This is a genomic window from Pseudomonas sp. P4_C1, from assembly GCF_056402155.1.
The window spans coordinates 126,477-150,297 of the sequence record NZ_JBFUHY010000011.1; the positions used below are offsets into that span (position 1 = coordinate 126,477).

The 23,821-nt window shown below is 58.2% G+C and carries 24 protein-coding genes, 1 tRNA gene and 1 pseudogene; 15 read left to right on the forward strand and 11 right to left on the reverse strand.

Going from position 1 to position 23,821, the window contains the following annotated elements; genetic code table 11:
• The first annotated feature begins 5 nt into the window (after positions 1–5).
• Positions 6–956 carry an alpha-E domain-containing protein gene (locus AC1DU9_RS10320; protein ID WP_223462203.1) on the forward strand — a complete coding sequence of 317 codons (951 nt, stop codon included), beginning with the start codon at positions 6–8 and terminating at the stop codon, positions 954–956.
• Positions 953–1,762, forward strand: coding sequence for a transglutaminase family protein (locus AC1DU9_RS10325; RefSeq protein WP_223462204.1), 810 nt, complete (start codon positions 953–955; stop codon positions 1,760–1,762). The genes AC1DU9_RS10320 and AC1DU9_RS10325 overlap by 4 nt, the downstream gene beginning before the upstream one ends.
• A 118-nt stretch (positions 1,763–1,880) precedes the next feature.
• On the opposite strand, the gene AC1DU9_RS10330 is transcribed toward AC1DU9_RS10325, so the two are convergent.
• Positions 1,881–2,702, reverse strand: coding sequence for a c-type cytochrome (locus AC1DU9_RS10330; protein WP_477810090.1), 822 nt, complete (start codon positions 2,700–2,702; stop codon positions 1,881–1,883).
• Between the two features lie 603 nt (positions 2,703–3,305).
• On the opposite strand from AC1DU9_RS10330, the gene AC1DU9_RS10335 reads away from it, so the two are divergent.
• From AC1DU9_RS10335 to AC1DU9_RS10345, 3 genes are all read left to right on the forward strand, one after another.
• Entirely contained in the window at positions 3,306–4,511 is a 1,206-nt protein-coding gene (locus tag AC1DU9_RS10335) for an acetyl-CoA C-acetyltransferase (RefSeq protein WP_477810091.1), read from the forward strand.
• Between the two features lie 24 nt (positions 4,512–4,535).
• Positions 4,536–6,680, forward strand: a complete 2,145-nt coding sequence (locus AC1DU9_RS10340) for a 3-hydroxyacyl-CoA dehydrogenase NAD-binding domain-containing protein (protein ID WP_223462207.1) — start codon at positions 4,536–4,538, stop codon at positions 6,678–6,680.
• 95 nt (positions 6,681–6,775) lie between these two features.
• Positions 6,776–7,498, forward strand: coding sequence for an amidotransferase (locus tag AC1DU9_RS10345; protein ID WP_223462208.1), 723 nt, complete (start codon positions 6,776–6,778; stop codon positions 7,496–7,498).
• Positions 7,499–7,608: 110 nt separating this feature from the next.
• Here AC1DU9_RS10345 and AC1DU9_RS10350 read toward each other — a convergent pair whose 3' ends face one another.
• From AC1DU9_RS10350 to AC1DU9_RS10360, 3 genes are all read right to left on the reverse strand, one after another.
• Complete coding sequence (locus AC1DU9_RS10350; protein WP_477810092.1) at positions 7,609–8,580, reverse strand: magnesium and cobalt transport protein CorA; 972 nt, start codon at positions 8,578–8,580, stop codon at positions 7,609–7,611.
• Positions 8,581–8,742: 162 nt separating this feature from the next.
• Entirely contained in the window at positions 8,743–9,465 is a 723-nt protein-coding gene (locus tag AC1DU9_RS10355; protein ID WP_477810093.1) for a lysophospholipid acyltransferase family protein, read from the reverse strand.
• Positions 9,466–9,692: 227 nt separating this feature from the next.
• Positions 9,693–10,382: a crotonase/enoyl-CoA hydratase family protein gene (locus tag AC1DU9_RS10360; protein WP_223462211.1), complete on the reverse strand. Its 690-nt coding sequence runs from the start codon at positions 10,380–10,382 to the stop codon at positions 9,693–9,695.
• 308 nt (positions 10,383–10,690) lie between these two features.
• Between AC1DU9_RS10360 and AC1DU9_RS10365 the strand changes: the two genes are divergently transcribed.
• Positions 10,691–10,780: transfer RNA gene (locus AC1DU9_RS10365), tRNA-Ser, on the forward strand.
• A 155-nt stretch (positions 10,781–10,935) separates the two neighbouring features.
• Here AC1DU9_RS10365 and AC1DU9_RS10370 read toward each other — a convergent pair.
• The 4 genes from AC1DU9_RS10370 to phbB all read right to left on the reverse strand — a co-directional run bounded on the left by AC1DU9_RS10370 (position 10,936) and on the right by phbB (position 15,150).
• Entirely contained in the window at positions 10,936–11,202 is a 267-nt protein-coding gene (locus tag AC1DU9_RS10370) for a hypothetical protein (RefSeq protein WP_223462212.1), read from the reverse strand.
• A gap of 81 nt (positions 11,203–11,283) precedes the next feature.
• Complete coding sequence (gene phaC / locus AC1DU9_RS10375) at positions 11,284–12,987, reverse strand: class I poly(R)-hydroxyalkanoic acid synthase (RefSeq protein ID WP_477810094.1); 1,704 nt, start codon at positions 12,985–12,987, stop codon at positions 11,284–11,286.
• A gap of 172 nt (positions 12,988–13,159) precedes the next feature.
• Complete coding sequence (locus AC1DU9_RS10380) at positions 13,160–14,338, reverse strand: acetyl-CoA C-acetyltransferase (protein ID WP_108218947.1); 1,179 nt, start codon at positions 14,336–14,338, stop codon at positions 13,160–13,162.
• Between the two features lie 65 nt (positions 14,339–14,403).
• Positions 14,404–15,150, reverse strand: a complete 747-nt coding sequence (phbB, locus tag AC1DU9_RS10385) for an acetoacetyl-CoA reductase (protein ID WP_007988010.1) — start codon at positions 15,148–15,150, stop codon at positions 14,404–14,406.
• A gap of 271 nt (positions 15,151–15,421) precedes the next feature.
• Here phbB and AC1DU9_RS10390 point away from each other — a divergent pair, with 271 nt between their 5' ends.
• Positions 15,422–16,537 carry an AraC family transcriptional regulator gene (locus AC1DU9_RS10390; RefSeq protein WP_317851125.1) on the forward strand — a complete coding sequence of 372 codons (1,116 nt, stop codon included), beginning with the start codon at positions 15,422–15,424 and terminating at the stop codon, positions 16,535–16,537.
• Positions 16,538–16,551: 14 nt separating this feature from the next.
• Here AC1DU9_RS10390 and AC1DU9_RS10395 read toward each other — a convergent pair whose 3' ends face one another.
• Positions 16,552–18,975, reverse strand: a complete 2,424-nt coding sequence (locus tag AC1DU9_RS10395; RefSeq protein WP_477810095.1) for a DUF3141 domain-containing protein — start codon at positions 18,973–18,975, stop codon at positions 16,552–16,554.
• A 250-nt stretch (positions 18,976–19,225) separates the two neighbouring features.
• On the opposite strand from AC1DU9_RS10395, the gene phaP reads away from it, so the two are divergent.
• Positions 19,226–19,789: a TIGR01841 family phasin gene (phaP, locus tag AC1DU9_RS10400; RefSeq protein WP_223462216.1), complete on the forward strand. Its 564-nt coding sequence runs from the start codon at positions 19,226–19,228 to the stop codon at positions 19,787–19,789.
• A 35-nt stretch (positions 19,790–19,824) separates the two neighbouring features.
• Here phaP and phaR read toward each other — a convergent pair whose 3' ends face one another.
• The gene (gene phaR, locus AC1DU9_RS10405) at positions 19,825–20,358 is read right to left on the reverse strand and encodes a polyhydroxyalkanoate synthesis repressor PhaR (protein ID WP_223462217.1); all 534 of its coding nucleotides are present in this window, start codon (positions 20,356–20,358) and stop codon (positions 19,825–19,827) included.
• Positions 20,359–20,417: 59 nt separating this feature from the next.
• Positions 20,418–20,624: pseudogene (locus AC1DU9_RS10410) on the reverse strand (helix-turn-helix domain-containing protein); the annotation flags it as partial.
• 334 nt (positions 20,625–20,958) lie between these two features.
• Here AC1DU9_RS10410 and AC1DU9_RS10415 point away from each other — a divergent pair.
• The 7 genes from AC1DU9_RS10415 to AC1DU9_RS10445 all read left to right on the forward strand — a co-directional run bounded on the left by AC1DU9_RS10415 (position 20,959) and on the right by AC1DU9_RS10445 (position 23,794).
• Entirely contained in the window at positions 20,959–21,213 is a 255-nt protein-coding gene (locus AC1DU9_RS10415; RefSeq protein WP_477810096.1) for a type II toxin-antitoxin system HicA family toxin, read from the forward strand.
• A complete protein-coding gene (locus AC1DU9_RS10420; RefSeq protein ID WP_477810097.1) occupies positions 21,210–21,542 on the forward strand; it encodes a type II toxin-antitoxin system HicB family antitoxin in 333 nt (110 codons plus the stop codon). Before AC1DU9_RS10415 ends, AC1DU9_RS10420 begins: the two co-directional genes overlap by 4 nt.
• A 135-nt stretch (positions 21,543–21,677) precedes the next feature.
• Positions 21,678–21,998: a YbjQ family protein gene (locus AC1DU9_RS10425; RefSeq protein WP_477810098.1), complete on the forward strand. Its 321-nt coding sequence runs from the start codon at positions 21,678–21,680 to the stop codon at positions 21,996–21,998.
• Positions 21,999–22,144: 146 nt separating this feature from the next.
• A complete protein-coding gene (locus AC1DU9_RS10430) occupies positions 22,145–22,333 on the forward strand; it encodes a hypothetical protein (protein WP_015096086.1) in 189 nt (62 codons plus the stop codon).
• A 312-nt stretch (positions 22,334–22,645) separates the two neighbouring features.
• On the forward strand, positions 22,646–23,014 hold the full coding sequence (locus AC1DU9_RS10435; protein ID WP_007988063.1) for a hypothetical protein: 369 nt from the start codon (positions 22,646–22,648) through the stop codon (positions 23,012–23,014).
• 113 nt (positions 23,015–23,127) lie between these two features.
• Positions 23,128–23,595, forward strand: coding sequence for a glycine zipper domain-containing protein (locus tag AC1DU9_RS10440; protein ID WP_223462221.1), 468 nt, complete (start codon positions 23,128–23,130; stop codon positions 23,593–23,595).
• Positions 23,596–23,611: 16 nt separating this feature from the next.
• A complete protein-coding gene (locus AC1DU9_RS10445; RefSeq protein ID WP_477810099.1) occupies positions 23,612–23,794 on the forward strand; it encodes a hypothetical protein in 183 nt (60 codons plus the stop codon).
• The last annotated feature ends 27 nt before the right edge of the window (positions 23,795–23,821 follow it).

Genomic DNA, 23,821 nt, shown 5'->3' on the forward strand with positions numbered 1-23,821 from the left:
CTGTCATGTTAAGTAGAACTGCCTCGGATTTGTATTGGATGTCGCGTTACCTGGAGCGGGCGGAAAACCTCGCACGGATGCTCGACATCAGCTATTCGCTGTCGCTGATGCCGCAAGACGGTCGTGGCGACGGTTTGCACGAACTGGCCATGCCGCTGTTGATCACCGGCACCCTGGACGATTACCTGGAGCGCCATGGCGAACTGCATGCCGAACGGTTGCTGCATTTCTTCGCTCTGGATGCGGCCAACCCGGCGAGCATCTACAGCTGCCTCGGTGCCGCACGGGCCAGTGCTCATGCGGTGCGTGGGCGCATCACCGCCGACATGTGGGAAAACATCAACGCCACCTGGCTGGAAATTCGCGGCATCGCTGAACAGGGGCTCGGTCGCTACGGCATGAGCCGTTTCTGCGAGTGGATCAAGGAACGTTCCCACCTGTTCCGGGGCGCGTCCTACGGCACCATCATGCGTAACGATGCGTTTCGCTTCATTCGTCTGGGGACCTTTATCGAACGGGCGGACAACACCTTGCGTCTGCTCGATGCCCGCTACGAAATGGCTGGCGATCAGGCCGAAGCGGTCAGCGATGGCACAGCTCACGCGTATTACCAATGGAGCGCGTTGCTGCGGGCGTTGTCGTCGTTCGAGGCCTACACGGAAATCTACCGCGACGCCCCCGGCGCCCGGCATGTCGCCGAGTTGCTGTTGCTGCGGGCCGATGTGCCGCGATCCCTGCGCGCCTGCACCGAAGAGATCGACCAGATCCTCGCGCAATTGCCGGGGGCCAACGGTCGCCCCGCACAACGCCTGGCGGCAGAAATGGACGCACGCCTGCGCTACACCGGCATCACCGAGATTCTTGACGAAGGCCTGCACGCCTGGCTGACCGAGTTCATCCCGCTGGTGCGCCAGTTGGGTAACGCGATTCACAGTTCTTATCTGGAGGCCGCATGAGACTTTCCATTAGCCACGAGACCACCTATCACTACGAAGACAAGGTGCGGGCGAGCATCCAGTACCTGCGACTGACGCCCCACGACAGCGAGCGTCAGCACGTGCTCAGCTGGCAACTTGACCTGCCGCGCCCGGTGCGCGCGCAACTCGATCCGTTCGGTAACATCCTGCATGTGCTGACCATGGACGAACCGCACGAAGCGATCATCATCGGTGCCCGTGGCCAGGTCGATATCGACGAAATGCGTGAGGCCGAACACGAGAGCCAGTCGGCGCTGCCGTTTCTGCGCTTCACCCGTTTGACCGAAGCCGACGCCGCCCTGCGGGCGTTCGCCGAGAAGGCATGCAAGCAACGCCGCGATCGCACGGCGCTGATCGATCTGATGCATGGCCTCAACCAGCATATGACCTACACGCCGGGCTCCACGGAAGTCGACACCAGCGCGGCCAAGGCCTTTGCCGGGCGCTCCGGCGTGTGTCAGGACCACACCCACGCGTTTCTCGCCTGCACCCGCAGCCTGGGCATTCCTGCGCGTTATGTGTCGGGCTATCTGTACAGCGAAAACAGCGAACACCTGGCCAGCCACGCCTGGGCCGAAGCCTGGCTGGACGACGCCTGGTACAGCTTCGACGTGACCAATGAACTGGCCCGGCCGGAACGCCACCTGAAACTGGCGGTGGGCCTGGATTACCTGGATGCCTGTCCGGTGCGCGGGATGCGCCGGGGCGGCGGGTGTGAGCAGATGCACGCCAAGGTGCTGGTTTCACCGACGCCCGCGCCAGTGATCTCGGTACAACAGCAGTAACGGAAACACCGCCGAACCCTGTAGGAGCGAGCCTGCTCGCGATGGCGTCATGTCAGTCAATACTTCGCTGGCTGACACACCGCTATCGCGAGCAGGCTCGCTCCTACAGGTAAATGCATCACGGCTTCACCTTGCGCCCGACCATATGCTGCAAATACCCCACCAGCATTTGCAGATCCCCATCCGGTAACACCTCGGCCGAGAACCCGGGCATCTTCGCCTGCGGCCACTGGCGCAAACTCTGTGGATCGCGAATGTAGCGCTTGAGGAAGTCCGCGCCGAAGTACTCGGTCGGGTTGTACGGAATATTCAGGTCCGGCCCGAATTGCGCGTCCCCGGCGCCGTTGAGTCGATGGCAGGCCAGGCAATTCTTCTGGAACAACGCAAAGCCCTTGTTCACCGGATCATCCGCCTTCAACGCCGGATCGGGCAGCAGGGCAGGGAAGCGCTCGGCCACGGGCGCCAGGCGTTTGATGCTCGCCACTTGGAACGGCCATTGTTCGGGGCTGATGTTGCCGGCCTGCGGGTTGCTCCAGACCAGATAGAACGGTCCGGCGCCCGGCTTGCCTTCCGATAGCGGTGGCCAGGGCTTGGCCGGGTCTTCAATTGCCAGCCACGCCTGTGCACCCTGGGTATTGAGCAGAGGCGCCGCGGCCATTTCGGCGGCAAAGCCATCCAGGGCCACGGCTTGCAGGTGGTCCTCAGGCTTGATGCCGTTCAGCAGCGCGGACAATGGCACGGCGCGGTAACTCATGTCCCGCTTGTAGGAGACGTCGTTGCTGATGTTGATGGTTTGAACCTGAGGATGCTTGAGCAATTGCTCGGTCTGCCAGGTGCGACTGTTCGCGCCCAGCTCCAGGTTCAGCTGTGCGGCATACAGGGGCGAGCCGAACAGCATGGCCCCGAGCAGAATGAGCATTTTCAAGTGATCGCCGTCCATGTCGTGCAAGTGCCGCAAAGATTGGCACAGCCACGCTGGCCCGGGTAGCGGGCCAGTCACATTTTGATAGTGGCAATTCAAAAACTGTGGTGCCGAATCTTTTAGACGCGACTAGCCGATCACCTTGGTCAGGTTCGGCAATATCAACAACAGCGTGGTGGCGAAAAGGATGAGCCCGGCTTGACGTACTTTCGATTGTTTGAACATGGCTTGACCGCCTTTTTTGTTATTTCCTGATGCCTGCCTGCATATCTCCATGTTGGCAGCGCGTTGCACTTCCTGTAGTGACGAGCGTCTCGGCAAAACCCGACGACAACTTCGTACAAGTGAACCTTAGAGCCCGCGCTGCGCTTGGTTTAGATCCATTTCATATGGAGTTGTTACTATTCGCTTTAAAAAAGGTATGAGGCCTATTGCCAGCTTCTTTGGCGCCCGTTGGCTAGACAGCTTGGTGTCTTGAATCGGTTAATCCGGTAGCTGACTACCGTCCGTCTGAGCGTGAGCGTCAACGTCTGTGAGCGCTAAGGTCATTGAATCAATCGCGGCTCGGGCCAAGAGTGAGCGCTCGGTATTTACCCACCTGCACTGTGGTTCGAGGACGTCATGACCCAAGCATTGATTTTCGACGCGTTACGCACGCCCCGTGGTAAAGGCAAGGCCGACGGCGCCTTGCACAGTGTCAAACCGGTGAATCTGGTTGCCGGTTTGCTCACCGCACTGCAACAGCGCATGGCGCTGGACACCAGCCAGGTCGATGACGTGGTGCTCGGCTGCGTGACGCCGGTTGGCGATCAAGGCTCTGACATCGCCAAAACTGCTGTTCAGGTGGCCGATTGGGATGTCAGTGTGGCGGGGGTGCAGATCAACCGCTTCTGCGCTTCCGGGCTGGAGGCGGTCAACCTCGGCGCAATGAAAGTGCGCTCCGGCTTCGAAGACCTGGTGGTGGTCGGCGGTGTCGAGTCGATGTCGCGGGTGCCGATGGGCAGCGATGGCGGGGCCTGGGCGCTGGACCCGGCGACCAACCTGCACAGCCACTTCACGCCACAGGGGGTGGGCGCCGACCTGATCGCCACCCTTGAAGGCTTCAGCCGTCAGGACGTCGATGCCTACGCGCTGCATTCCCAGCAAAAGGCTGCGCGTGCGCGAGCCGACGGCTCGTTCAACAAGTCTCTGGTGCCGGTGCAGGACCAGAACGGCATCATCCTGCTCGATCACGATGAGTTCATCCGCGCCGAATCGACCCTGGAAGGCCTGGGCAAGCTCAAGCCAAGTTTCGAGATGATGGGGCAGATGGGCTTCGATGCCACCGCACTGCGGGTCTACAGCCACGTCGAGCGGATCAACCACGTCCACACCCCGGGCAACAGTTCCGGAATCGTCGACGGCGCGGCGCTGATGCTCATCGGCTCCGAAGCCAAGGGCCGGGCGCTGGGCTTGCAGCCCCGGGCGCGGATTGTCGCCGCCGCGGTCACCAGCACCGACCCGACCATCATGCTCACCGGCCCCGCGCCGGCGACCCGCAAGGCGCTGGCCAAGGCCGGGCTGCGGGTCGAAGACATCGATCTGTTCGAGGTCAACGAGGCGTTCGCGTCCGTGGTGTTGAAATTCATCAAGGACATGGCCGTCGAACCGGACAAGGTCAATGTCAACGGTGGTTCCATCGCCATGGGCCACCCGCTGGGTGCCACTGGCTGCGCGATTCTCGGCACGCTGCTCGATGAACTGGAAGCCCGACGCCTGCGTTATGGCCTCGCGACCCTGTGTGTCGGCGGCGGCATGGGCATTGCCACCATCATCGAACGCCTCTGAGCCCGGACTTCAAGGAACCCAGTTATGAGCGAAGCCATTCGTTACGAAAAAGGCCAGGACCAGATCGTGGTCCTGACCATCGACATACCGGGCCAGAGCGCCAACACCATGAACGCGGTGTACCGCGAAGCCATGGCTGACTGCGTTGCACGCCTGGTGGCCGACAAGGACAGCATCGCCGGTGTGATCATCACCTCGGCCAAGAAGACTTTCTTCGCTGGCGGCGACCTCAATGAACTGATCAAGGTCGGCAAGCCCGAAGCCAAAGCCTTCTACGACATGGTGCTGACCCTCAAGGGGCAGTTGCGCACCCTGGAAACCCTCGGTAAACCGGTGGTCGCGGCGATCAACGGCGCGGCACTCGGCGGCGGCTGGGAAATCTGCCTGGCCTGTCATTATCGCGTGGCACTGGACAATCCATCGGTGCAACTCGGCCTGCCGGAAGTCACCCTCGGCCTGCTGCCGGGCGGCGGTGGCGTGGTGCGCATGGTGCGTATGCTCGGCCTGGAAAAGGCCCTGCCGTATCTGCTCGAAGGCAAGCGGGTGCGGTCGCAACAGGCATTGCAGGCAGGGTTGATCGATGAACTGGCAGCGAATTCCGAAGAGTTGATGTCCAAGGCGAAGGCGTGGATTCTCGCCAACCCGACGGCGGTACAACGCTGGGATGTGAAGGGCTACCAGATTCCGGGCGGTACACCGTCAAGCCCTAAAGTCGCCCAGATGCTGGCGATTGCGCCGTCGATCCTGCGCAGCAAAACCCAGGGCACGATGCCCGCGCCGGAGAAAATCCTCTGTGCGGCGGTCGAGGGCGCCCAGGTGGATTTCGACACGGCGCACCTTATCGAAACCCGCTATTTCACTGAACTGACCACCGGACAGGTCTCGAAAAACCTGATTGGCACGTTCTGGTTCCAGCTCAACGAAATCAATGCCGGCGGCTCGCGGCCTCAAGGTTTTGAACCCTATGTCACCCGCAAAGTCGGCGTGCTCGGCGCCGGGATGATGGGCGCCGGGATTGCGTTTGTCAGCGCATCGGCCGGTATCGAAGTGGTGCTCAAGGACATCAACCGCGCTGCGGCAGAGAAGGGCAAGGCGCATTCGGCGGCGCTGCTGGACAAGAAAGTCGCTCGCGGACAAATGAGCATCGAGCAACGTGACACCGTTCTGTCCCGCATTCAAACCACCGAAAGCGATGCCGACCTGGCCGGTTGTGACCTGATCATCGAGGCCGTGTTCGAGGATCGGGATTTGAAGGCCAAGGTTTCGTTGGCGGCGCAGAAGGTCGTCGGCGCGGATGCGGTTATCGCTTCCAACACCTCGACCTTGCCGATCAGCGGCCTGGCGTGCGCCGTGCCCGATCAGAGCAAGTTCATCGGCCTGCATTTTTTCAGCCCCGTGGAGAAAATGCCGCTGGTGGAAATCATCAAGGGCGCCAACACCAGTGACGAAACCCTGGCCCGTGGCTTCGATTACGTCCTGCAAATCAGGAAAACCCCGATTGTGGTCAATGACAGCCGCGGTTTCTTCACCTCAAGGGTGTTCGGCACCTTCACCAACGAAGGCATCGCCATGCTGGGTGAAGGCATCAACGCGGCGATGATAGAGACTGAAGCGCGCAAAGCCGGCATGCCTGTAGGACCGCTGGCGATCTCTGACGAAGTTTCCCTCAGCCTGATGAGCCATATCCGCCTGCAAACCGCCAAGGACTTGCAAGCAGAAGGGAAACCACTGATAGAACATCCAGCATTTGCCGTGATTGACGTGCTGCTCAATGAGTTCAAGCGCCCGGGCAAGGCTGCCGGTGGAGGTTTCTACGAGTATCCGGTGGGCGGCCAGAAACACCTGTGGCCGGAGTTGAAGGCGCGCTTCGAGAAAACCGACGGGCAGATTTCGCCGAAGGATGTGCGTGATCGCCTGCTGTTCGTGCAAGCCATCGAAACAGTGCGCTGTGTGGAGGAGGGCGTGTTGACCTCGACGGCGGATGCCAACGTTGGCTCGATCTTCGGTATCGGGTTCGCCCCATGGACCGGTGGTGCGCTGCAGTTCATCAACCAGTACGGCGTGCAGGACTTTGTCGCCCGTGCCCAGTACCTGACCAAGCAATATGGAGAGCGGTTCGCGCCGCCTGCACTGTTGCTGGAAAAAGCGGCGAAAGGGGAGATCTTCTAAGGGCGCGATGACGCATTTCGGGGCTTGCCTTGTCACGGTGTTTCAAGGCAGGCTCTGGGGTGTGCATTATTCCCATCACGTGTCAGGTATTTTTTATGTCGTTACGCATCTGCATTCTGGAAACCGACCACCTGCGTCCGGAATTGGTTGACCAATATCAGGGCTACGGGCAGATGTTCAAACACCTGTTTTCGCAGCAGCCGATTGCCGCCGAGTTCACGGTCTACAACGTGGTGCAGGGTGAATACCCAAGCGACGACCTGACATTCGACGCCTACCTGGTGACGGGCAGCAAGGCCGATTCCTTTGGCACCGACCCGTGGATCGAAACCCTCAAGAAATATCTGCTGACCCGCTACGAGCGCGGCGACAAGTTGCTGGGTGTCTGCTTCGGTCATCAGTTGCTGGCACTGCTGCTGGGTGGCAAGAGCGAGCGTGCAACCCAAGGCTGGGGTGTCGGCACGCACAAGTACAAGATGGCCGCCAAGGCGCCATGGATGAGTCCGGTGCGCGAAGAATTGACGTTGCTGATCAGCCACCAGGATCAGGTCACGTCGCTGCCGGAGAACGCCACGGTCATTGCTTCCAGCGATTTCTGCCCGTATGCCGCCTACCACATCAACGATCAGGTGCTGTGCTTCCAGGGGCATCCGGAATTCATCCACGACTACTCCCGTGCCCTGTTGGAGATTCGCCAGCAGGCACTGGGTGAGCAGGTCTACTCCAAAGGTATCGCGAGCCTTGCGCAGGAACATCACGGCGCCACGGTTGCCGAGTGGATGATGCGGTTTGTGGCGCACAAGCCAGCAGCTGATTGAAACTAAAAGCATCGCGAGCAGGCTCGCTCCCACATTGATCTCTGCAACACCGAAGATCCATTGTGGGAGCGAGCTTGCTCGCGATCGAGTGCGAAGCACTCGCCTGGGATCTAAAGCCACCCCGACTTCTTGAAACTCGCCCACAACCCCAAACAACCCACCGTAATAAACCCCAGCACTCCGAAATACCCGAATTGCCAGCTCAACTCCGGCATGTTCTGGAAATTCATTCCATAAATACCCGCCACCGCCGTCGGGAAGGCCAGAATCGCCGCCCAGGCCGCAAACTTGCGTTGCACCACACTCTGTCGAGAGGCCTCCAACAGCACCCCGACCTCAATCGTCTGGCTGGCAATATCCGCCAGGGTCGTCAGGTCTTCCATTTGCCGCGTTACATGGATCTGCACATCGCGGAAGTATGGGCGCATGTTTTTATCGATAAACGGGAAGCTCAGCCTTTGCAATTCCTCTCCTATCTCGATCATCGGGGCCACATAACGACGCAAGCGCAAGACATCACGACGCAAGCCATGCAGCTTCTGGATGTCGTAGTCATTCAACACGCCGCATAACACGTTGCGTTCCAGCTCATCAATCTCGGTATGGATCGCTTCGCCCATCGGCTGGTAGTTTTCGATCACGAAATCGAGGATGGCATAGAGTACGAAATCTTCCCCGTGCTCAAGCAATAGCGGACGCGCCTCACAGCGTTGTCGGACATGGGCGTAGGACGCCGAGTGACCGTTGCGCGCAGTAATGATGTAGCCATTGCCGGCAAAGATATGCGTCTCGATGAACTCGAGTTTGCCTTCATGGCGGATGGGCGAATAGGTCACGATGAACAGCGCATCGCCGAAGGTTTCCAGCTTCGGCCGGCTGTGTTTTTCCAGGGCGTCTTCAATGGCCAGTTCGTGCAGGTTGAACTGGCGTTGCAGATTGTAGAGTTCCTCGGCGTTCGGCTCCTCGAGGCCGATCCAGACAAAGTGTCCTGGCTTTGCCGCCCAGGCTGCGCCTTCGTCGAGGGTGATATTGGTGACTCTCTTACCGGCGCTATAAACCGCTGAAGCAACAACTCTACCCATGATGGTGATTCACTTCTTTTGGCAGCTTTCAGGTGGCAACAAATGCAATGGCAGTGTCGAACAGCTTAGCCCCGCAGTGTTTGAGAGTCAGTTAAATCTGCCGGGTTCACAGGTAAAGACGCGCAGGCAAAAGAAAACCCGCATAAGGCGGGTTTTCTTTTTTCAGGCGGCCAGCAGTTGCCGGTCCATCGATTCGATGCATTCACGCATCTGCTCGCGGCACTGGGCAATCAGCATGGGCATGTCGTCCAGGCTCAATCCGGCGGTGGGAATCGCCGGCAATGAGCGAATCAGAATTTTCCCGCTGCGCCAGCGGTTCAATCGCATGTGTTTGACGTAACTGCTGACACACACCGGCACGATCGGCACCCCGGCGGCAATGGCCATCTGAAAGGCGCCTTTCTTGAAGGGCAGCAAGTCCTCACCCAGGTTGCGCGTGCCTTCCGGGAAAACCCAGATCGAGGTGTCTTTGTTTTGCAGGGTGTGGGTAGTGGTCAACATCGAGTTGCGCGCCTTGTGCGCATTGCCGCGGTCGATCAGCACATTGCCGGCCAGCCAGAACAGCTGCCCGAACAGCGGCACCCATTTCAGGCTCTTTTTGCCGATGCACACGGTACGGCGGGGCACCACGTTGCCAAACACAAACAGGTCGTAGTTGGACTGGTGATTGGCGATGATCACGCAGCTGTCCGGTTTATCCATCAACGGCCCGACGTCGGCCTTCACCCGCAAACGCAAAATACACATGGCCGGCCATGCGTACAGGCGTGCGCACAGACGACTGTTGTCCGGATTGAATGGCCGGCACAGGCCGAGAATCACACCCAGCACACCTGCCACAATAAAGTGCAGGCCCATCAATGACATACGGAACAAAAACAGCATTTACAGGCCCCACCGGGACAAAAGGTGGCGCAGTGTACGGATGTGCACTGTTTTCGGCAATTGCTCCCAGGAAAGTGGGAGATAGCCGATGTTTGTGCTGATGTTTCCGACCAATCGGTCAGAAGCGATCTAGAGCGGTTACAGAGGTTTAACACAGGTATGTATGAAGAGGCATGTATGAAAAAGCCCGACACGACGGTCGGGCTTTCGTTGCAGCAGATCCGGGCTTAACCCAAATGTTCCTGGTCCTGGATGATTGCGTTGTCCAGGGCCTCCAGCAGCGCTTTGCGTACTTTCAATTTGGTGTTCTTGTGCGCGGTCATGTTGATCTTCTTCAACTGGCGAGCCGCCGCCAGTGCCGCGCCTTGCAGTTCTTCAGCCGAGACCACGACATCAAGGAAACCGGCAGCCACGGCGCCTTGTGGACTGAACATCTCGCCGTTGACCACCGAACGCTGAAGCGCCACTTTGTTCAGGCGATCACGTGCGATCTCAATGCCCGCGTGGTGCATGGTCATGCCGATCTGCACTTCGTTCAGGCCAATGCTGAACGCACCGTCTACGCCAATGCGATAGTCGGCCGACAACAGCAGAAACGCGCCCTTGGCCACCGCATGCCCCGGGCACGCAACGATCACCGGGAAGGGATGCGACAGCAGGCGGCGGGCCAGGGTCGAGCCGGAGGTCACCAGTGCCACGGCTTCTTTAGGGCCGGCCGTCATCACCTTCAAGTCATAACCACCGGAGAGAATGCCCGGCTGGCCAGTAATGATCACCACCGCACGATCAGTCACGGCCTGATCCAGCGCAGCATTGAGCTCGGCAATCACATCCGGGGAGATGGCATTGACCTTGCCATTGCTCAAGGTCAGGGTCGCGATACCGTCTTCGAGATGGTAGGAAATCAACTCACTCATGACGCTATTCCTTTCAATAAAGTTGGGCAGACGTTACCCACCGCCGCAGGCCAGGTAAAGCGCCGTGACTGACCCGCCAGTCACCCTTTGCCTGCCCGCCAGGCGCAGCCCTCCGTGCCTGCCGCGCATTCCCCTCTATATAGAAGAGGGCACGAAGCCGGAGATTGGCCGGTTTGCCATGGCCCCGAGCGACCGGAAACGCTGAATCGCGTTAACCGCATGAAAATTCTGAAAAAAATGTTTGCCATCGGAAAAGCTTTCGACTACATTAGCGCGCCTCGACAGACAGAACTTGTTTGAAGAGATACGGTGAAGTGTCCGAGTGGCTTAAGGAGCACGCCTGGAAAGTGTGTATACAGGAAACTGTATCGAGAGTTCGAATCTCTCCTTCACCGCCACATTTATACGAAAAAGCCCTGATTATTCAGGGCTTTTTCGTTTCTGCGTTTCTGAAAAAACTCCAGCCCGGCAAATCATTCCATCAGGGATGAAATGGATTGTCGCCCCGTGCCCAATATTTGCCTCACATCCTGGTAGCGATCCGCGAGAATGTTTACCCTGGCATTGCCCAGGATTGCAGCGTGTAGCCCCCCAGGCTCAACTCGGCGCGTACCTCTTCCAGCAGGTTTTCCAGCTGCGCCGGGTCGGAATAGGTACTGCTTGGAATCTGTTTGCGACAAATACGAGTGGCTGCCCGGTCGATGACGGTCAGGCTCAGTTCGCCATTACCGTCTTGCGCGGCCCAGGCGACGCATTGAAAAGGTTCGAATGCGTGCCCGGCAATCAAAAGTGCTTCGTTGATGCGCAACGCGGTGCTCATGGGGCCTCTTTCCTTGTACCGAAACAAATGATCCGCAGTTGACCTGCTGCATGAAGTCATGCAGCAGGGCATTTCAGTCTTTCATTGCTTTACATAACTGCCTGGCGCCGGCTCCAGAGGCGGGAATTTGTCATTCCCTATGTGCGCAACCGCTGGTTGGCGCTCGCCGGAGTGTCCCGCCAGCCAGTTGAACCAATCATTCCACCAGCTACCGGGTTGCTGCTCAGCATTCTTGAACCAGGTCTCCGGGTTTTTCGTGACCCGATTATTGGTCCAGTAATGGCGCTTCTGCTTGGCCGGTGGATTGATGACGCCGGCGATATGCCCTGAAGCTCCTAATACAAAACGCTTGGCCCCGGAGAGCAGGTTGGTGCTGGCGTAGGCGCTTTTCCAGGGCACGATGTGATCGTCATGGGTGGCGAGGATGTAAGCGGGAGCGTCAATTGCACGCAAATCAAGCTTGACCCCACAGCACTCCAGCTCGCCTGATTTCAAATCGTTCTGCAGATAGGTGTGGCGCAGATACCAGCAGTACATCGGCCCCGGAAGGTTGGTGCTGTCGTTGTTCCAGAACAGCAGATCAAGCGGGATCGGCTTCTGCCCCTTGAGGTATTTGTCGACGTTGTAGTTCCACCACAGCTCGTTGGGGCGCAGTAGGGAAAAGGTATTGCCCATGTCCTCACCACGAAACAGACCGATGGGACCATTCATGCCGCCGATGGTGCGCTCTCGATAGGCCACCAGTTCTTCGTCGACGAATATGTCGATGGGGCCGGTATCCAGGTAGTCAAGGAACGTGGTGAACAGGCTCACGCTGGCGATCTCCCTGTCGCCGCGTGCAGCAAGTACTGCCAGCGCCGTGCTCAGCAGGGTGCCGCCGATGCAGAAGCCCACGCAATTGAGTCGCTGCTCGCCACTGATATTGCGGGTCACCTGCAAGGCGTTGATTACCCCGTGTTCAATCAGGTCATCCCAGGTGGTGCCAGCGTGTTCCTCGTCAAAGTTGCGCCAGGACATCAGGAATACGGGATGTCCCTGTTCCAGCAGGTGGCGGACCATCGAGTTGTCCGGGCGCAGATCAAGGATGTAGTACTTGTTGATCGATGGCGGTACGACGAATACCGGGTGTCGGTACTGGGTTTCGCTTTGCGGGTAGTACTGAATGAGCTGGAAGAGGTGATTCTCGAAGACGATTTCGCCGGGGGTGCTGGCCAGATCAACGCCAACCTTGAAGGCACCGCTATCACACTGGCGCATTTTGCCTTCGTTCATGTCGCTGGCCAGATGCTGCATACCTGTGAGCAGGCTGGCACCTTGAGTCTCAACCACACGCTGGAGCGCATCAGGGTTACTGATCAGGAAATTGCTTGGCGCACTGGCGGCAATGGCTTGCTCCACCAGATAGCGCAGGCGTTGGCGCGGTTTTTTTTCGTCGATCAGCAGCTTGTCGAGCAGTTTCAGGAGAAAGCTTGCGTTGAGCAGGTAAAACGCGGCGAGCGAGCCGAACAGTGGCTCGCTCCAGTTGCCGCTGGAGAAGCGTCGATCATCGAAGCTGAAGGGTTGGCCGGTCAGCAGTTTTTGGCCGAGTTGGCCCCATTGAACCTGGTAGTCCGCTTGAAGGCTGTCCAGGGTTTCGCGAGGTAACTCGAACCAGGCGCCGTGCTCATGCCCGGAAAACCACGGATTAGTGCTGACCCATTGGCGTAATTGTTGCACTGCAAAGGAAGCGATGAACGGAACCTGGCCTGACCAATAGGTTTTGAATGTATGCGCGTTGTTGTCCATAAAGTTCCTTGCCCATACAGATGAGCCGGGCAGAAAAAAAGCCGCGCTTTGCCGGACTCCGGCGTAGCGACGGCAGGAATGCGGGCAGCGTTGTCTGACGCCAACTTGACGCCGATCCGATGCGCGGAACAAGGGTCTCAAGTCCGCGCATGGGCTACCCAGATGCCGTTGGTTAGCGCTCGATAGCCAGGCCGACGCCTTGTCCGCCGCCGATGCACAAAGTGGCCAGCCCCTTCTTGCCGTCGCGACGGATCAGTTCGTGCACCAGCGACACCAGAATCCGTGCCCCCGAAGCGCCGATCGGATGGCCAAGGGCGATCGCGCCGCCGTTGACGTTGACCTTGCTGGTGTCCCAACCCAACTCTTTGCCAACCGCCAGCGCCTGGGCGGCGAAGGCTTCGTTGGCTTCGATCAGGTCCAGGTCCTCGACGCTCCAGCCGGCCTTTTGCAGGGTCAGGCGTGTAGCCGGGACTGGGCCGATGCCCATGATCGACGGGTCCACGCCGGCGCTGGCATAGGCTTTGATCCGTGCCAGTACCGGAAGGCCCAGTGCTTGTGCTTTAGCGGCGCTGGCCAGCAACAGCACGGCCGCACCATCGTTGAGGGTCGAAGCGTTGCCGGCGGTCACGCTGCCGTCTTTCTGGAATGCCGGTTTGAGTTTCGCCAACGCTTGCGCAGTGCTGTCGATACGCGGCTGTTCGTCGGTGTCGAAGACCAGCGGTTCGCCCTTGCGCTGAGGAATCAGGATCGGGGTGATCTCGCTCTGGAAACGCCCGCCCTCAATGGCTGCGGCGGCCTTCTGTTGCGAGGCTGCGGAGAAGGCATCCTGCGCTTCACGAGAGATCTCGTACTTCTGCGCCAGATTCTCGGCGGTGATGCCCATGTGGTAGTCGTTGAAGGCGTCCCACAGGCCATCCTGGATCATGCTGTCTTGCAGTTGCGCATGGCCCATACGCAAGCCGGTGCGTGCCTTGGGCAGAACATAGGGGGCCAGACTCATATTTTCCTGACCGCCAGCGATGACCAGTTCCGCGTCGCCGCAACGGATTGCCTGGACGGCAAGATGGACCGCCTTGAGACCAGAGCCGCAGACCTTGTTCAAGGTCAGGGCAGGCGTGGTGTGTGGCAAGCCAGCCTTGATCGCTGTCTGGCGTGCCGGGTTCTGCCCAGCGCCGGCAGTGAGTACCTGGCCGAGTATCACTTCATCAATTTGAGCGGCATCGATACCCGTCTGCTCCAGCAAGCGGCGAATCACTGCGGCACCCAGTTCGGTTGCGGGAATTGCAGACAGAGCACCCTGGAAGCTGCCAATGGCGGTACGAGTAGCGGCAACGATTACGACTTCGTTCATGCGTGACCTCATCGAAAAGACAAAATTCGTCGAGCAAACCAGGGCATTCCTGCCCTGATCGGGGGTTATTGCATGTTCATGCCGCCGTTTACCGAGAAATCGGCACCGGTGCTGTAGGCGGACTCATCGGATGCCAGCCAGGCCACGATTGAGGCGATCTCTTCGGGTTGGCCAAGGCGACCAACCGGAGTTGCTGCGATCATGCCTTCCAGAATGTCCGGACGAATTGCCGCGGTCATGGAGGTCTGGATGTAGCCTGGGGATACGGTATTGACGGTCACGCCCTTGCCGGAGACTTCCCGGGCCAGTGCCATGGTGAAACCATGGATGCCAGCCTTGGCGGCGGAGTAGTTGGTCTGACCGAACTGGCCACGCTGACCGTTGATGGAGGAGATATTGATGATCCGCCCCCAGCCTTTGGACAACATGCCTTCAATGACTTGCTTGGTGGTGTTGAACAAGCCCGTCAGGTTGGTCCCGATCACGCTGTTCCAGTCTTCCGGGGTGAGCTTGCGAAAAGACGCGTCGCGGGTGATGCCGGCGTTGTTGACCAGCACATCGATCGGGCCGAATTGTTCACGGGCCATCTCGAAAGCCTTGCGGGTTGACTCCCAATCGGTGACGTCCCCATAGATGAACTCGAACTCGTAACCTGCCTCCAGTTGGCTGGCACGCCAGTCGTTCTTGCGGCTGGAATCAGAGCTGCAGCCGACGATTACCTTGAATCCTTCCTTGTATAGACGTTGGCTGATTGCCGTACCGATACCGCCCATACCACCCGTTACCAAAGCAATGCGACTACGCGATTCCATACATCTACTCCATTTTTTTGCGCTGCAGGAGAGAAGATTGTTCGATATCGACGGGCCGTGCGGAAGTGTTTGAAGGTGACGTTCTCCTGTCCATCGGTGCCACGCGGGTGTTTTGGCCTGCTGGCAAAAAAATGAGGAGCACCCATACTTGGATCAACTCTTAAAACTCAATGGATAGTTAATATTCCTGAAACACTGTTGAAATATGTTCAGTGCATGTCAGTATCGGCTCCGGACAGGACGTTCGGTTCCATTGGTCAATGAGGACGCCATGTATAGAATGAGTTCGGGTTATGCCAGCATGCTGGCGAATACGTTTCTGGCCCAAGGACTGGACCTTGCCGGTCTGTGCCAGGAGGCGGGACTGGATGTCGGGTTCGTGAGTCAACCAGGAGCATTCTGCGAGCGAAGCATTATCTATCGTCTTTGGGACCTGGCTGCTCAGGCTTCGGATGATCTGAATATCGGTTTGAAAGCCTACGGGGAATTCCATCCCAGTAGTTTTCAGATCGTGGGCTACACGATGATGTCCAGTTCGAATCTGAAAAGGGCGCTTGAACGTCTGGTTCGTTTCAGCCCGTTGATTGGTACCGGATTCAGCCTTTTCCTTGTCAAGGAGCAGCAGCATTACCGATTGGCCAATCTCGATCATCGGCAACATGGCTCGGTCAAACCCCGGCAATACACGGATGCAGCCTTGGCTTCGCTGCTGGGTTTCTGCCATTGGCTGGCAGGTGGCAAGTCACCGCAACCGTTGAGTGTGGAGTTCACTTATCCCGAACCTGAAGACACGTCGGAGCATCAGCGGCTTTTTGGCTGTCCGCTGCGTTTCGGGGCGGCATATGACAGCATCCTGTTCGATGGCCAGGAGCTTCTGAGTCCGTTGAGCATGGCCAACGAGGCGTTGGCCACGCTCCATGACAGTTTTGCCGAGGCTCAATTGGACCTGTTGTCCGGTTACTCTATCGTTGGCAGGATTCGCGCGCTGATTACCGAGCGCTTGAGCCAGGGGCAAGGCCAAGGGCAATGCGATATGGAATCGATTGCGGCGGCACTGAATATCAGCAAGCGAACGCTTCAACGAGGCCTTGAGAAGGATGGCACGCAATTCAAGGACGTCCTGAACGATGTGCGCCGGCAGATGGCTGACTTCTATTTGCGCCATTCTCATTTCAACTTGAAGCATGTGACTTGCCTGCTCGGCTTCCATGATCACAGCAGCTTCCATAAGGCGTGCATCCGTTGGTTCGGTATGACGCCCGGTCAGTATCGAACCGACGAGTTGTCGCCTGTGGTCGAAAAAGTCGCGCGGGTCCGTTCCATGAACCTCATCGGTCTGTCCAGAGATCATAAGGTCGCAGGCTTCACCGAACGGATTCACCGCTAATCCCTTGTGAAGGGTCATTGAGGCTTGGGGCCTGTTGTACCTTTGCGCGCTTTGCGCTTCGGGGCTTTAACTACGTTGGCGGGAGCGGGCGGCGGTGTGATCTGCGGCGCCGCAGGTGGCTGCGAAGGGGGCTCCTGCGCGATGACAACTGTTTCACCGGGTGGTTGGGTCAGGCTGAAGCCCGGCAGGGGGACTTCGAGCAGCGCGTGCAGTTCACGCCAGAATTCGCCTTCAGCTCCAACGGTCGCCAGCAGTTCAGGCATCAATTGCCCAACGGCTGTCAGGACCTGTTGGCGCTCCTTTGCCTCTGGTAGCAACAAAGGCAGGCTGCGCAAGCTTTCCTGCGGGTGGGCGAAAACCAGCAGGTTCTGCAATCGGATGGCTTCGCGCAGGGCAGTGGGCTCATTGCTGTAGTCCTGGACCAGCAGGTGCACCTGCTGGATCAGCTTCTCGATGCTTTCCTTGCCCGCCTTGTCGCTGTCGCGGCCCAGCAAAAACAGGATCCGCACCAATGCTTCCAGAGGGCCGCCATGAGGCAGCGCATCCTGCAGGCGTTCGATCAGGGCCTGGTCCAGCTGGTCGGCATGTGCCTGGAGATTTCGCACAGGCTTGTTGCTGGTGAGGGTACTCAGTGCGCCGTAAATACCGTAAAAACACAGCTCCTGAGTGGCGTCACGCACATCGCGATAAGCATTCAGGGCGTCTTGCATCTGGTTGGAAAACAACGCTTGCCAGGCCAGCAACGGGTTGTCTTTGCGTGCAGGATGACGATCACTGCTCACTTGGGAGGCGGTCCCGGCTAACCACCACAGCGCCGGATTCAGGCTGCTCCATAGCACTTGCTGCTGATGGAAGGGGTGCACCCTGCGCAACAGTTCGGCAATTGGCTCGTTGACGATCTGACGCAGCCACGGACGTATAAACCCGTCGTAAAACGCGCTGTTGATTTCAGAGGCGCGCTCCACCAGAGAGAATTCGCGATCGTCATCACGGGCCGGCTCGACGTCATCATGGATATCGGCGATTCGCCTTGATTCGAAACGCACTCGGTATTGCATGTCATCGCTGCCTGAGGAGGTTGGCAGATCGTCAATCAGCATTTCATACAGTCCCGCCGGCAGCGCCTTGATGGTTTCGACCGCGCCGAGCATCCCACGGTGTTCGCGCCGCGCCACTTTGCCGGAAACAAAAATGCCTAAATGGCCGATGCTGGCGTGCCGCAGGTAGACGATGGTACGTCCTGCGTCATGCAAAGCGAGATCGCTGGGATAGGCATCGGCGATCCAGTCCAATGCCTGCTGGGGAGGGGTGATGTTGTCTCCGTAGGAACAGAACACCACCACCGGTGCTTCAATACGTTTCAGGTCAATGCCGGTGCTCTTGCGGCCGAGACCGCCGGACAACTGGTTGCCGATGAAAAGGTCATCGACAATCATCTCGATCTCTTCGCCATTGAGCAGGGTCGGGCTGCCCCACCAGCGTTCGAAGTCGAGGAAGCGCGCAGCCTCGCTGTCGACCTGGCTGAACAACTGGTAGTACTTGCCCCAATAGGTGTTGGCCGGGTCCAGGTTTTCGAAATTGCTGACCAGCCAGGTACCGTCGAAACGGCCATTGCCCAGGTCGCTGCCCAGGCGAGCCATCCAGCCGCCACCCAGCAGGCCACCGATGTAGCGCATCGGATTGCGTCCATTGACACCGGCCCAGTACGACAAGGGGGCACCATTGATAATGATCAATCCCGGCAGTTCCGGCCGTGTTGCCGCCAGCCCCATCAAGGCCCAGCCGGCCTGGCAGTTACCGATGATGATCGGCTTGCTGTTGGCCGGGTGAAGGGCGCTGACGACATCGATGAACCGGGCCTGGGCTTCGACGATATCGGTCAGGGTTTGCCCAGGCAGCGGTGAGTGACTGAAGGAGATGAAATAGGTGGGGTGGCCGGCTCTGAGGCTTTCACCTAATACCGAATCCTGTTTGAAACCGCCGATTCCCGAGCCGTGGCCGCCGCGTGGGTCAATGATGATCACCGGCTGGGCGTTGCTGTCGATTCTTTGCTCTGGTCCGGGGAGGATTCGCAACAGTGAATAGTTGACCGGGCGTGGGAGGTCGGAGCCTGCGACCAGGGTTTCATGATCGAACTTGAGCAGCAGAGGATACCCGGCGCGTTCATGGGCCAGGGTATTATCGCCACGCTGGCGCAGGGTGTCCCAGAACAGCAGGCTGCGTTGGCCGAGGTCGGTGAAGTATTCCTGCCAGTCAGTGGGCGTGGGTTGTCTGAGCTGACCCCGCTTCAGAGGCGCGAGGGTTTTTTCCTGGCGCTGGCGCAAAGCATCAAGGACATTCAGGGTGTTGAGCTGCTGCAGATGACTCAGGTGTTCGAACAGGCCGCGTTGAGAGGAGGGTTTTTCATATTGCGATGCAATAATATCTTCCTGGCCCATGGTGATCTCCTGGCGTTATGCATGAGAAGAAGCTGCCTGCGCCTCATTAATAAACAGGGCTTGGCTGGCTGTTCGATGTTAGGAGTCTATAGCGAAAAGAGGCAGGAGAAGAAAATTTTTTGTGCACTGCACAAGAAATCATTGCTAAACGGATTTGTGCACTGCAATATTAAGGCTAGCGCGATGACCGGCAGGATCGCTATCGCGTCCTCGGGCCCATGTAGGCCTTCCAGCATCAGGAGATTCAAGCATGTCTTTTTTTAACTCGGAAAAATTGCAAGACGCTCAGAAAGCCAACCTAGACCTCCTGCAGCAAATCAGCGGCAAAATCTTCTCCAGTGTTGAACAGTTCAGCCAATTGCAGTTCAAGACATTGCAGGCCGCCACCGAGGAGCAGTTCGACGGCTTTCGCAAGCTGCTGGCAGTCCGTGATCTACAAGGGCTCACCGAGCTCCAGACTTCTTTCACCCAGCCAAATGTGCAAGTCGAACGCCTGGCTGAGTTCAATCGCCAAGTGCAAGCGTTGATTGTCGGCACTCACTCGGAAATCGCCAAACTGACCTCGCGTCAGGTCGAGGCGGGCACCCAGCAGGTGCAAGAGTTCGTTGAAGTGATCAGCAAGAATGCACCGGCTGGCTCCGAGCCTGTTGTGGCCGCGTTCAAGTCGTCGCTGGCGAATGCCGGTACCGTTTTTGAAAGCGCACAGAATGCCGTAAAACAGGCTGCTGACGTTGCCCAGAGCAGTTTTGACGCAGCGACCGCCGCAGCCGGTAAAACCGCTCCTGGTGCCAAGGCTACTAGCGGTAACAAGTAAGTCACATTAAAGCGGTTACACTGATGGCGATGGGTTTACTCCCCATCGCCATTTTTTTTCGGCCCGCCACCGGCACCTGGCTTGCCTGGTGGCATGCCGCCGAACAGGCCGAAGAGGTTCTGAGTGTTCAGGTAGAGGGCTTTTGACTGGTCGACATACTGGCGCATCAAATCCTGCATGACCGGTGCTTGCTGGTGCATGAACTCGCTCCAGGCTTCAGATGACTGAGCGCCGGTCTGGGACTGGATGTCGATGACCGTCTGGATGCTTTTATCCAGGTAGCTGCCGAGGACGCTCTGGTAGGGACCGTAGAACTGGATAATCCCCATGAGCATCTCGCTGGAGAATATCGGCTCACCGCCACTTTCGGCTTCCAGAATGACCTGCAGCAAAATACTTCGGGTCAGATCCTCGCCAGTCTTGGCGTCGACCACCTCGAACGGGATTCTATCGACGACCAATTGGCGAATATCCGCAAGGGTCAAATGACTGCTGGTGTGCGTGTCATACAGACGGCGATTCGGGTACTTCTTGATCAGACGGGTGGTGTTCCGACTGTTATCTGTCATGCGGGGCTACTCACGGCAAGCCTGATTTGCAGGCATCTTATCCTACTCTGATCACTGCCACTCCAATGCGTCGCCTCACGCGGCACGCGCTGGGTGGTCAGCGTAAGAGCTTTCTTCATCTTTTGAGTGCTGAGCTTGCGAGGCTGGCCACTTCGAGGCAGGGTCGTTCAATCCCTCAAGACCCGCCTCCGGATAGCGCTTTCGCCATTTGAACACCACAGGTTCCGGGATCTGGGCTGATTGCTGATGTCTCTGGGCGTTAATCCAACACTCTGTGCACCTGCTCCTGAGTTGGCTAAGTAACGCTGAGCAAACAGGGCGCGCTTCTGTGATCGCCACATAGGTTAGCGTGGGGGGAGGGACCAGCTAAAAACGCAGCAAGCGTAACGCTTTACGCAACTCTAGGAAATTGCCTACAACCCCGGCGAGAGTCACCCCGATATCCTGCCTACCGTGCAAAACAAACCCTTCCACACGAAAACGCCGCTTTCCTGTTCTGGATAAGCGGCGTTTTTTAAAGCGCGCGTTAGAGGCTTCTCCCACGCATCAGCGATGTCATTCGCGGTTGCTAAACCCTGCACGGTATCATGATATAATACCATGAATAATAAACAGCTCAGCACCCTCAAAGCCGTATTTTCAAGACTAGCCCCAGCAAACATGGAGTGGTCCCGCATCGAATCCTTGTTCGGCGCTGCAGGGGCCAGAACCATCGAAGGCAATGGTTCACGAGTACGTTTTGAACTGAATGGTGTGGTGGCCACTTTTCACCGGCCCCACCCCGACAAAGAAGCCAAGCCCTACCAGGTGCGTGACGCCCGGGCTTTCCTTGAACAAGCAGGAGTTACCCCGTGAACGTAATGACCTACAACGGCTACTCAGCCCGGATCGAGTACAGCGACGAAGACGGCCTGTTCGTCGGCCACATTGCGGGCATCAAGGATGTTGTCGGGTTTCACGGTGAGTCAGTCAAAGAACTTCGCACCGCATTCGAAGAGGCCGTCACCGATTATCTGGAGACTTGCGCCAAACTCGGCCGCACCCCACAGAAACCCTATTCAGGCCATCTCAGTCTGCGCCTGGCCCCAGCCCTTCACGCTACGGTTGCTGTGAAAGCTCAGTTAGCCCACAAAAGTATCAATCAGTGGGTCGCTGATGTTCTTGATCGCGAGGCCCATGCTTAAGCAGTGAACAAGCCGATCCGGCTGGATGGCCGGTTTGCCACCCCCCCGCTGATCGCACTGTGCGTTTTGAAGACGGCAGCTATTTCCAGTTCCCGGCAATGCGCTGGCTGAATTTCTGAACAGGAAGGAACACCCATGATCACCACCACAACCCACTCTATTGAAGGCCGGCAAATTACCGCCTACCTGGACATCGTCAGCGCCGAGTCGGTGCAAGGGATCAACGTCGTCCGTGATGTGTTTGCGGGGATGCGCGATTTTTTCGGCGGGCGTTCCCAAACACTGGAGCGGGCGTTGAAGGAGGCGCGCATTCAAGCCACCGATGAGATCAAGGAGAGGGCGCAGGCGCTTTCGGCGGACGCGGTGGTCGGGCTTGATTATGAGATCAGTATGCCGGCCGGCAAAGGCGGGATGGTCGTGGTGTTTGTGACCGGGACTGCGGTCAAGTTGGGGTGAAAGGTGAGAAGCCATTCGTCGCTCACGGGGAAATAAGAACGGCAGGTCCATTGGTGACCGTCTAGTCTCAAAAACCTTGGCGGTCGATATTTTTTCGGCAAAAGGGCTTGCCGGTGTCGATCCCGCTTTTTGAAAGGGGTGAAGAGATGGCAGATCCGTATATCGAGGACGATGGCGCAGAGTTTCCGATCAACAATTGCGTGCAGTGTGGCCAGACCCAATATGTGGCCAGCTTCGGCGAGGACCAGACTGAGGTCGGCAAGATCAAGACCAGGGCGTGCCGGGTACTGAAGGGCAAATTCTTACCCAAGGTGACAGCACCGGTCAGGAAGTAATAGAACGTTAGGCAGCCCCCGTCATTTAGCGGGTTTTTTGATGTCTGAAAGGGTTTTATGACAAGTATTTTAAAGTGGTGATCTTTCACAAACTTTTCACAGCACCCTCCGTAATCTCGACTCATCCGTTAGAAAGCAACACCTGGCCCGTTTCCCCAGCGGGCTTTTTTTTGTCCGCGATAAAACCTTTTCGGTAAATGCTGTCCAACCGTCGCCAATCGCGAAGTTGGACCGGCGTGCTGGACTTTATCCGCGCAAAAGCATTCAATCTCGCCCCCTTTTTTGTTTACCCCTATTTTTGAGGTTTTTGTCATGCGTTTAACACTGCCTGCTCTGGTTCTGGGGCTTCTGGTTGCTCAAGGTGCAATGGCTGGTGACGGCACTGCCGCGCTGGGCGGTGGCTTGGGCGGCGCATTGGGTAACGTGGTCGGCCAGAAGATGGGCGGCAGCACTGGCGCAGCGATTGGTGCGGGCGTGGCTGGCGCGGCGGGCAGCGCAGTTGCCGCCAAAAAAGGTCATCGCACCAGCGCTGCTATCGGTGGCGGTGTCGGCGCTGCCGGTGGTTCGGTGATCGGTAACAGCCTTGGTGGCAAGTCCGGTGCCACCATCGGTGCGGGCCTGGGCGGTGCATTGGGCGGCGGCGTAGGCAGCAACCTGGCCAATGGTCATAAGCGTCACTGATCCTGATTCATATTTGAAAAGAGCCCGGCTTGATGCCGGGCTTTTTCGTATATGAACGTTTTACACCGCAGCGGCTCAAACCTTCCAAACCCTTGAAGAATGTGAGGCGTACCATGGACTCGAAAACCAGCGGCAAAAGAAACGGAAGCCTGAGCGCTCGGCGATTAATGTTGCCGGCGATTGTTTTTGGATTGCTGGTCTCGCAGGTGGCGCTGGCGGGAGGTAATGGAGATGCCGCGGTGGGCGGTGGTCTTGGTGGGGTGTTGGGCAATGTGGTTGGTGGCCAGGTGGGCGGCAGTACTGGCGCAGCGATTGGTGCGGGTGTTGGCGGAGCGGCCGGTAGTGCCGTTGCCGCGCCCAGGCACAGCCGTACCGAGGCAGCGATAGGCGGTGGTTTGGGTGCGGCGGGTGGATCGGTGGTTGGCAACAGTCTTGGCGGTTCGACCGGATCGGCAATCGGCGCAGGCCTGGGCGGTGCAGCCGGCGGTGCGGTCGGCAATGATCTGGGGACTGACAGCGGTCACTCCCATTCCGGTAACGGTTATAAACACTCGAACAAGCACCACAAAAAGCATCACTGACTGAGCGAGGCATCCCATGACTGCGAAAACCGAAGGCAAGGAAGAAAAAGGCTCGAGCGGACTGCCATCCATCAACGATCCCGGCAATGAAGATCCGGGATCGCTGATGGATGACGCGACGGTGCCGCTTAACGACGCTGATGATGCGGGCGATGTGGGGAATATTGAGTGGGGAGATGAGGAGGAGGACGAAGATTGATCGAACCATGTTGCCGGATTGACCGGT

Excerpts from the sequence above, each read along its gene's own strand:
- AC1DU9_RS10320 (WP_223462203.1), top strand. The coding sequence starts at position 6 with ATGTTAAGTAGAACTGCCTCGGATTTGTATTGGATGTCGCGTTACCTG.
- AC1DU9_RS10325 (WP_223462204.1), top strand. The coding sequence starts at position 953 with ATGAGACTTTCCATTAGCCACGAGACCACCTATCACTACGAAGACAAG.
- AC1DU9_RS10330 (WP_477810090.1), bottom strand. The coding sequence starts at position 2,702 with ATGGACGGCGATCACTTGAAAATGCTCATTCTGCTCGGGGCCATGCTG.
- AC1DU9_RS10335 (WP_477810091.1), top strand. The coding sequence starts at position 3,306 with ATGACCCAAGCATTGATTTTCGACGCGTTACGCACGCCCCGTGGTAAA.
- AC1DU9_RS10340 (WP_223462207.1), top strand. The coding sequence starts at position 4,536 with ATGAGCGAAGCCATTCGTTACGAAAAAGGCCAGGACCAGATCGTGGTC.
- AC1DU9_RS10345 (WP_223462208.1), top strand. The coding sequence starts at position 6,776 with ATGTCGTTACGCATCTGCATTCTGGAAACCGACCACCTGCGTCCGGAA.
- AC1DU9_RS10350 (WP_477810092.1), bottom strand. The coding sequence starts at position 8,580 with ATGGGTAGAGTTGTTGCTTCAGCGGTTTATAGCGCCGGTAAGAGAGTC.
- AC1DU9_RS10355 (WP_477810093.1), bottom strand. The coding sequence starts at position 9,465 with ATGCTGTTTTTGTTCCGTATGTCATTGATGGGCCTGCACTTTATTGTG.
- AC1DU9_RS10360 (WP_223462211.1), bottom strand. The coding sequence starts at position 10,382 with ATGAGTGAGTTGATTTCCTACCATCTCGAAGACGGTATCGCGACCCTG.
- AC1DU9_RS10370 (WP_223462212.1), bottom strand. The coding sequence starts at position 11,202 with ATGAGCACCGCGTTGCGCATCAACGAAGCACTTTTGATTGCCGGGCAC.
- phaC (WP_477810094.1), bottom strand. The coding sequence starts at position 12,987 with ATGGACAACAACGCGCATACATTCAAAACCTATTGGTCAGGCCAGGTT.
- AC1DU9_RS10380 (WP_108218947.1), bottom strand. The coding sequence starts at position 14,338 with ATGAACGAAGTCGTAATCGTTGCCGCTACTCGTACCGCCATTGGCAGC.
- phbB (WP_007988010.1), bottom strand. The coding sequence starts at position 15,150 with ATGGAATCGCGTAGTCGCATTGCTTTGGTAACGGGTGGTATGGGCGGT.
- AC1DU9_RS10390 (WP_317851125.1), top strand. The coding sequence starts at position 15,422 with ATGTATAGAATGAGTTCGGGTTATGCCAGCATGCTGGCGAATACGTTT.
- AC1DU9_RS10395 (WP_477810095.1), bottom strand. The coding sequence starts at position 18,975 with ATGGGCCAGGAAGATATTATTGCATCGCAATATGAAAAACCCTCCTCT.
- phaP (WP_223462216.1), top strand. The coding sequence starts at position 19,226 with ATGTCTTTTTTTAACTCGGAAAAATTGCAAGACGCTCAGAAAGCCAAC.
- phaR (WP_223462217.1), bottom strand. The coding sequence starts at position 20,358 with ATGACAGATAACAGTCGGAACACCACCCGTCTGATCAAGAAGTACCCG.
- AC1DU9_RS10415 (WP_477810096.1), top strand. The coding sequence starts at position 20,959 with ATGAATAATAAACAGCTCAGCACCCTCAAAGCCGTATTTTCAAGACTA.
- AC1DU9_RS10425 (WP_477810098.1), top strand. The coding sequence starts at position 21,678 with ATGATCACCACCACAACCCACTCTATTGAAGGCCGGCAAATTACCGCC.
- AC1DU9_RS10430 (WP_015096086.1), top strand. The coding sequence starts at position 22,145 with ATGGCAGATCCGTATATCGAGGACGATGGCGCAGAGTTTCCGATCAAC.
- AC1DU9_RS10435 (WP_007988063.1), top strand. The coding sequence starts at position 22,646 with ATGCGTTTAACACTGCCTGCTCTGGTTCTGGGGCTTCTGGTTGCTCAA.
- AC1DU9_RS10440 (WP_223462221.1), top strand. The coding sequence starts at position 23,128 with ATGGACTCGAAAACCAGCGGCAAAAGAAACGGAAGCCTGAGCGCTCGG.
- AC1DU9_RS10445 (WP_477810099.1), top strand. The coding sequence starts at position 23,612 with ATGACTGCGAAAACCGAAGGCAAGGAAGAAAAAGGCTCGAGCGGACTG.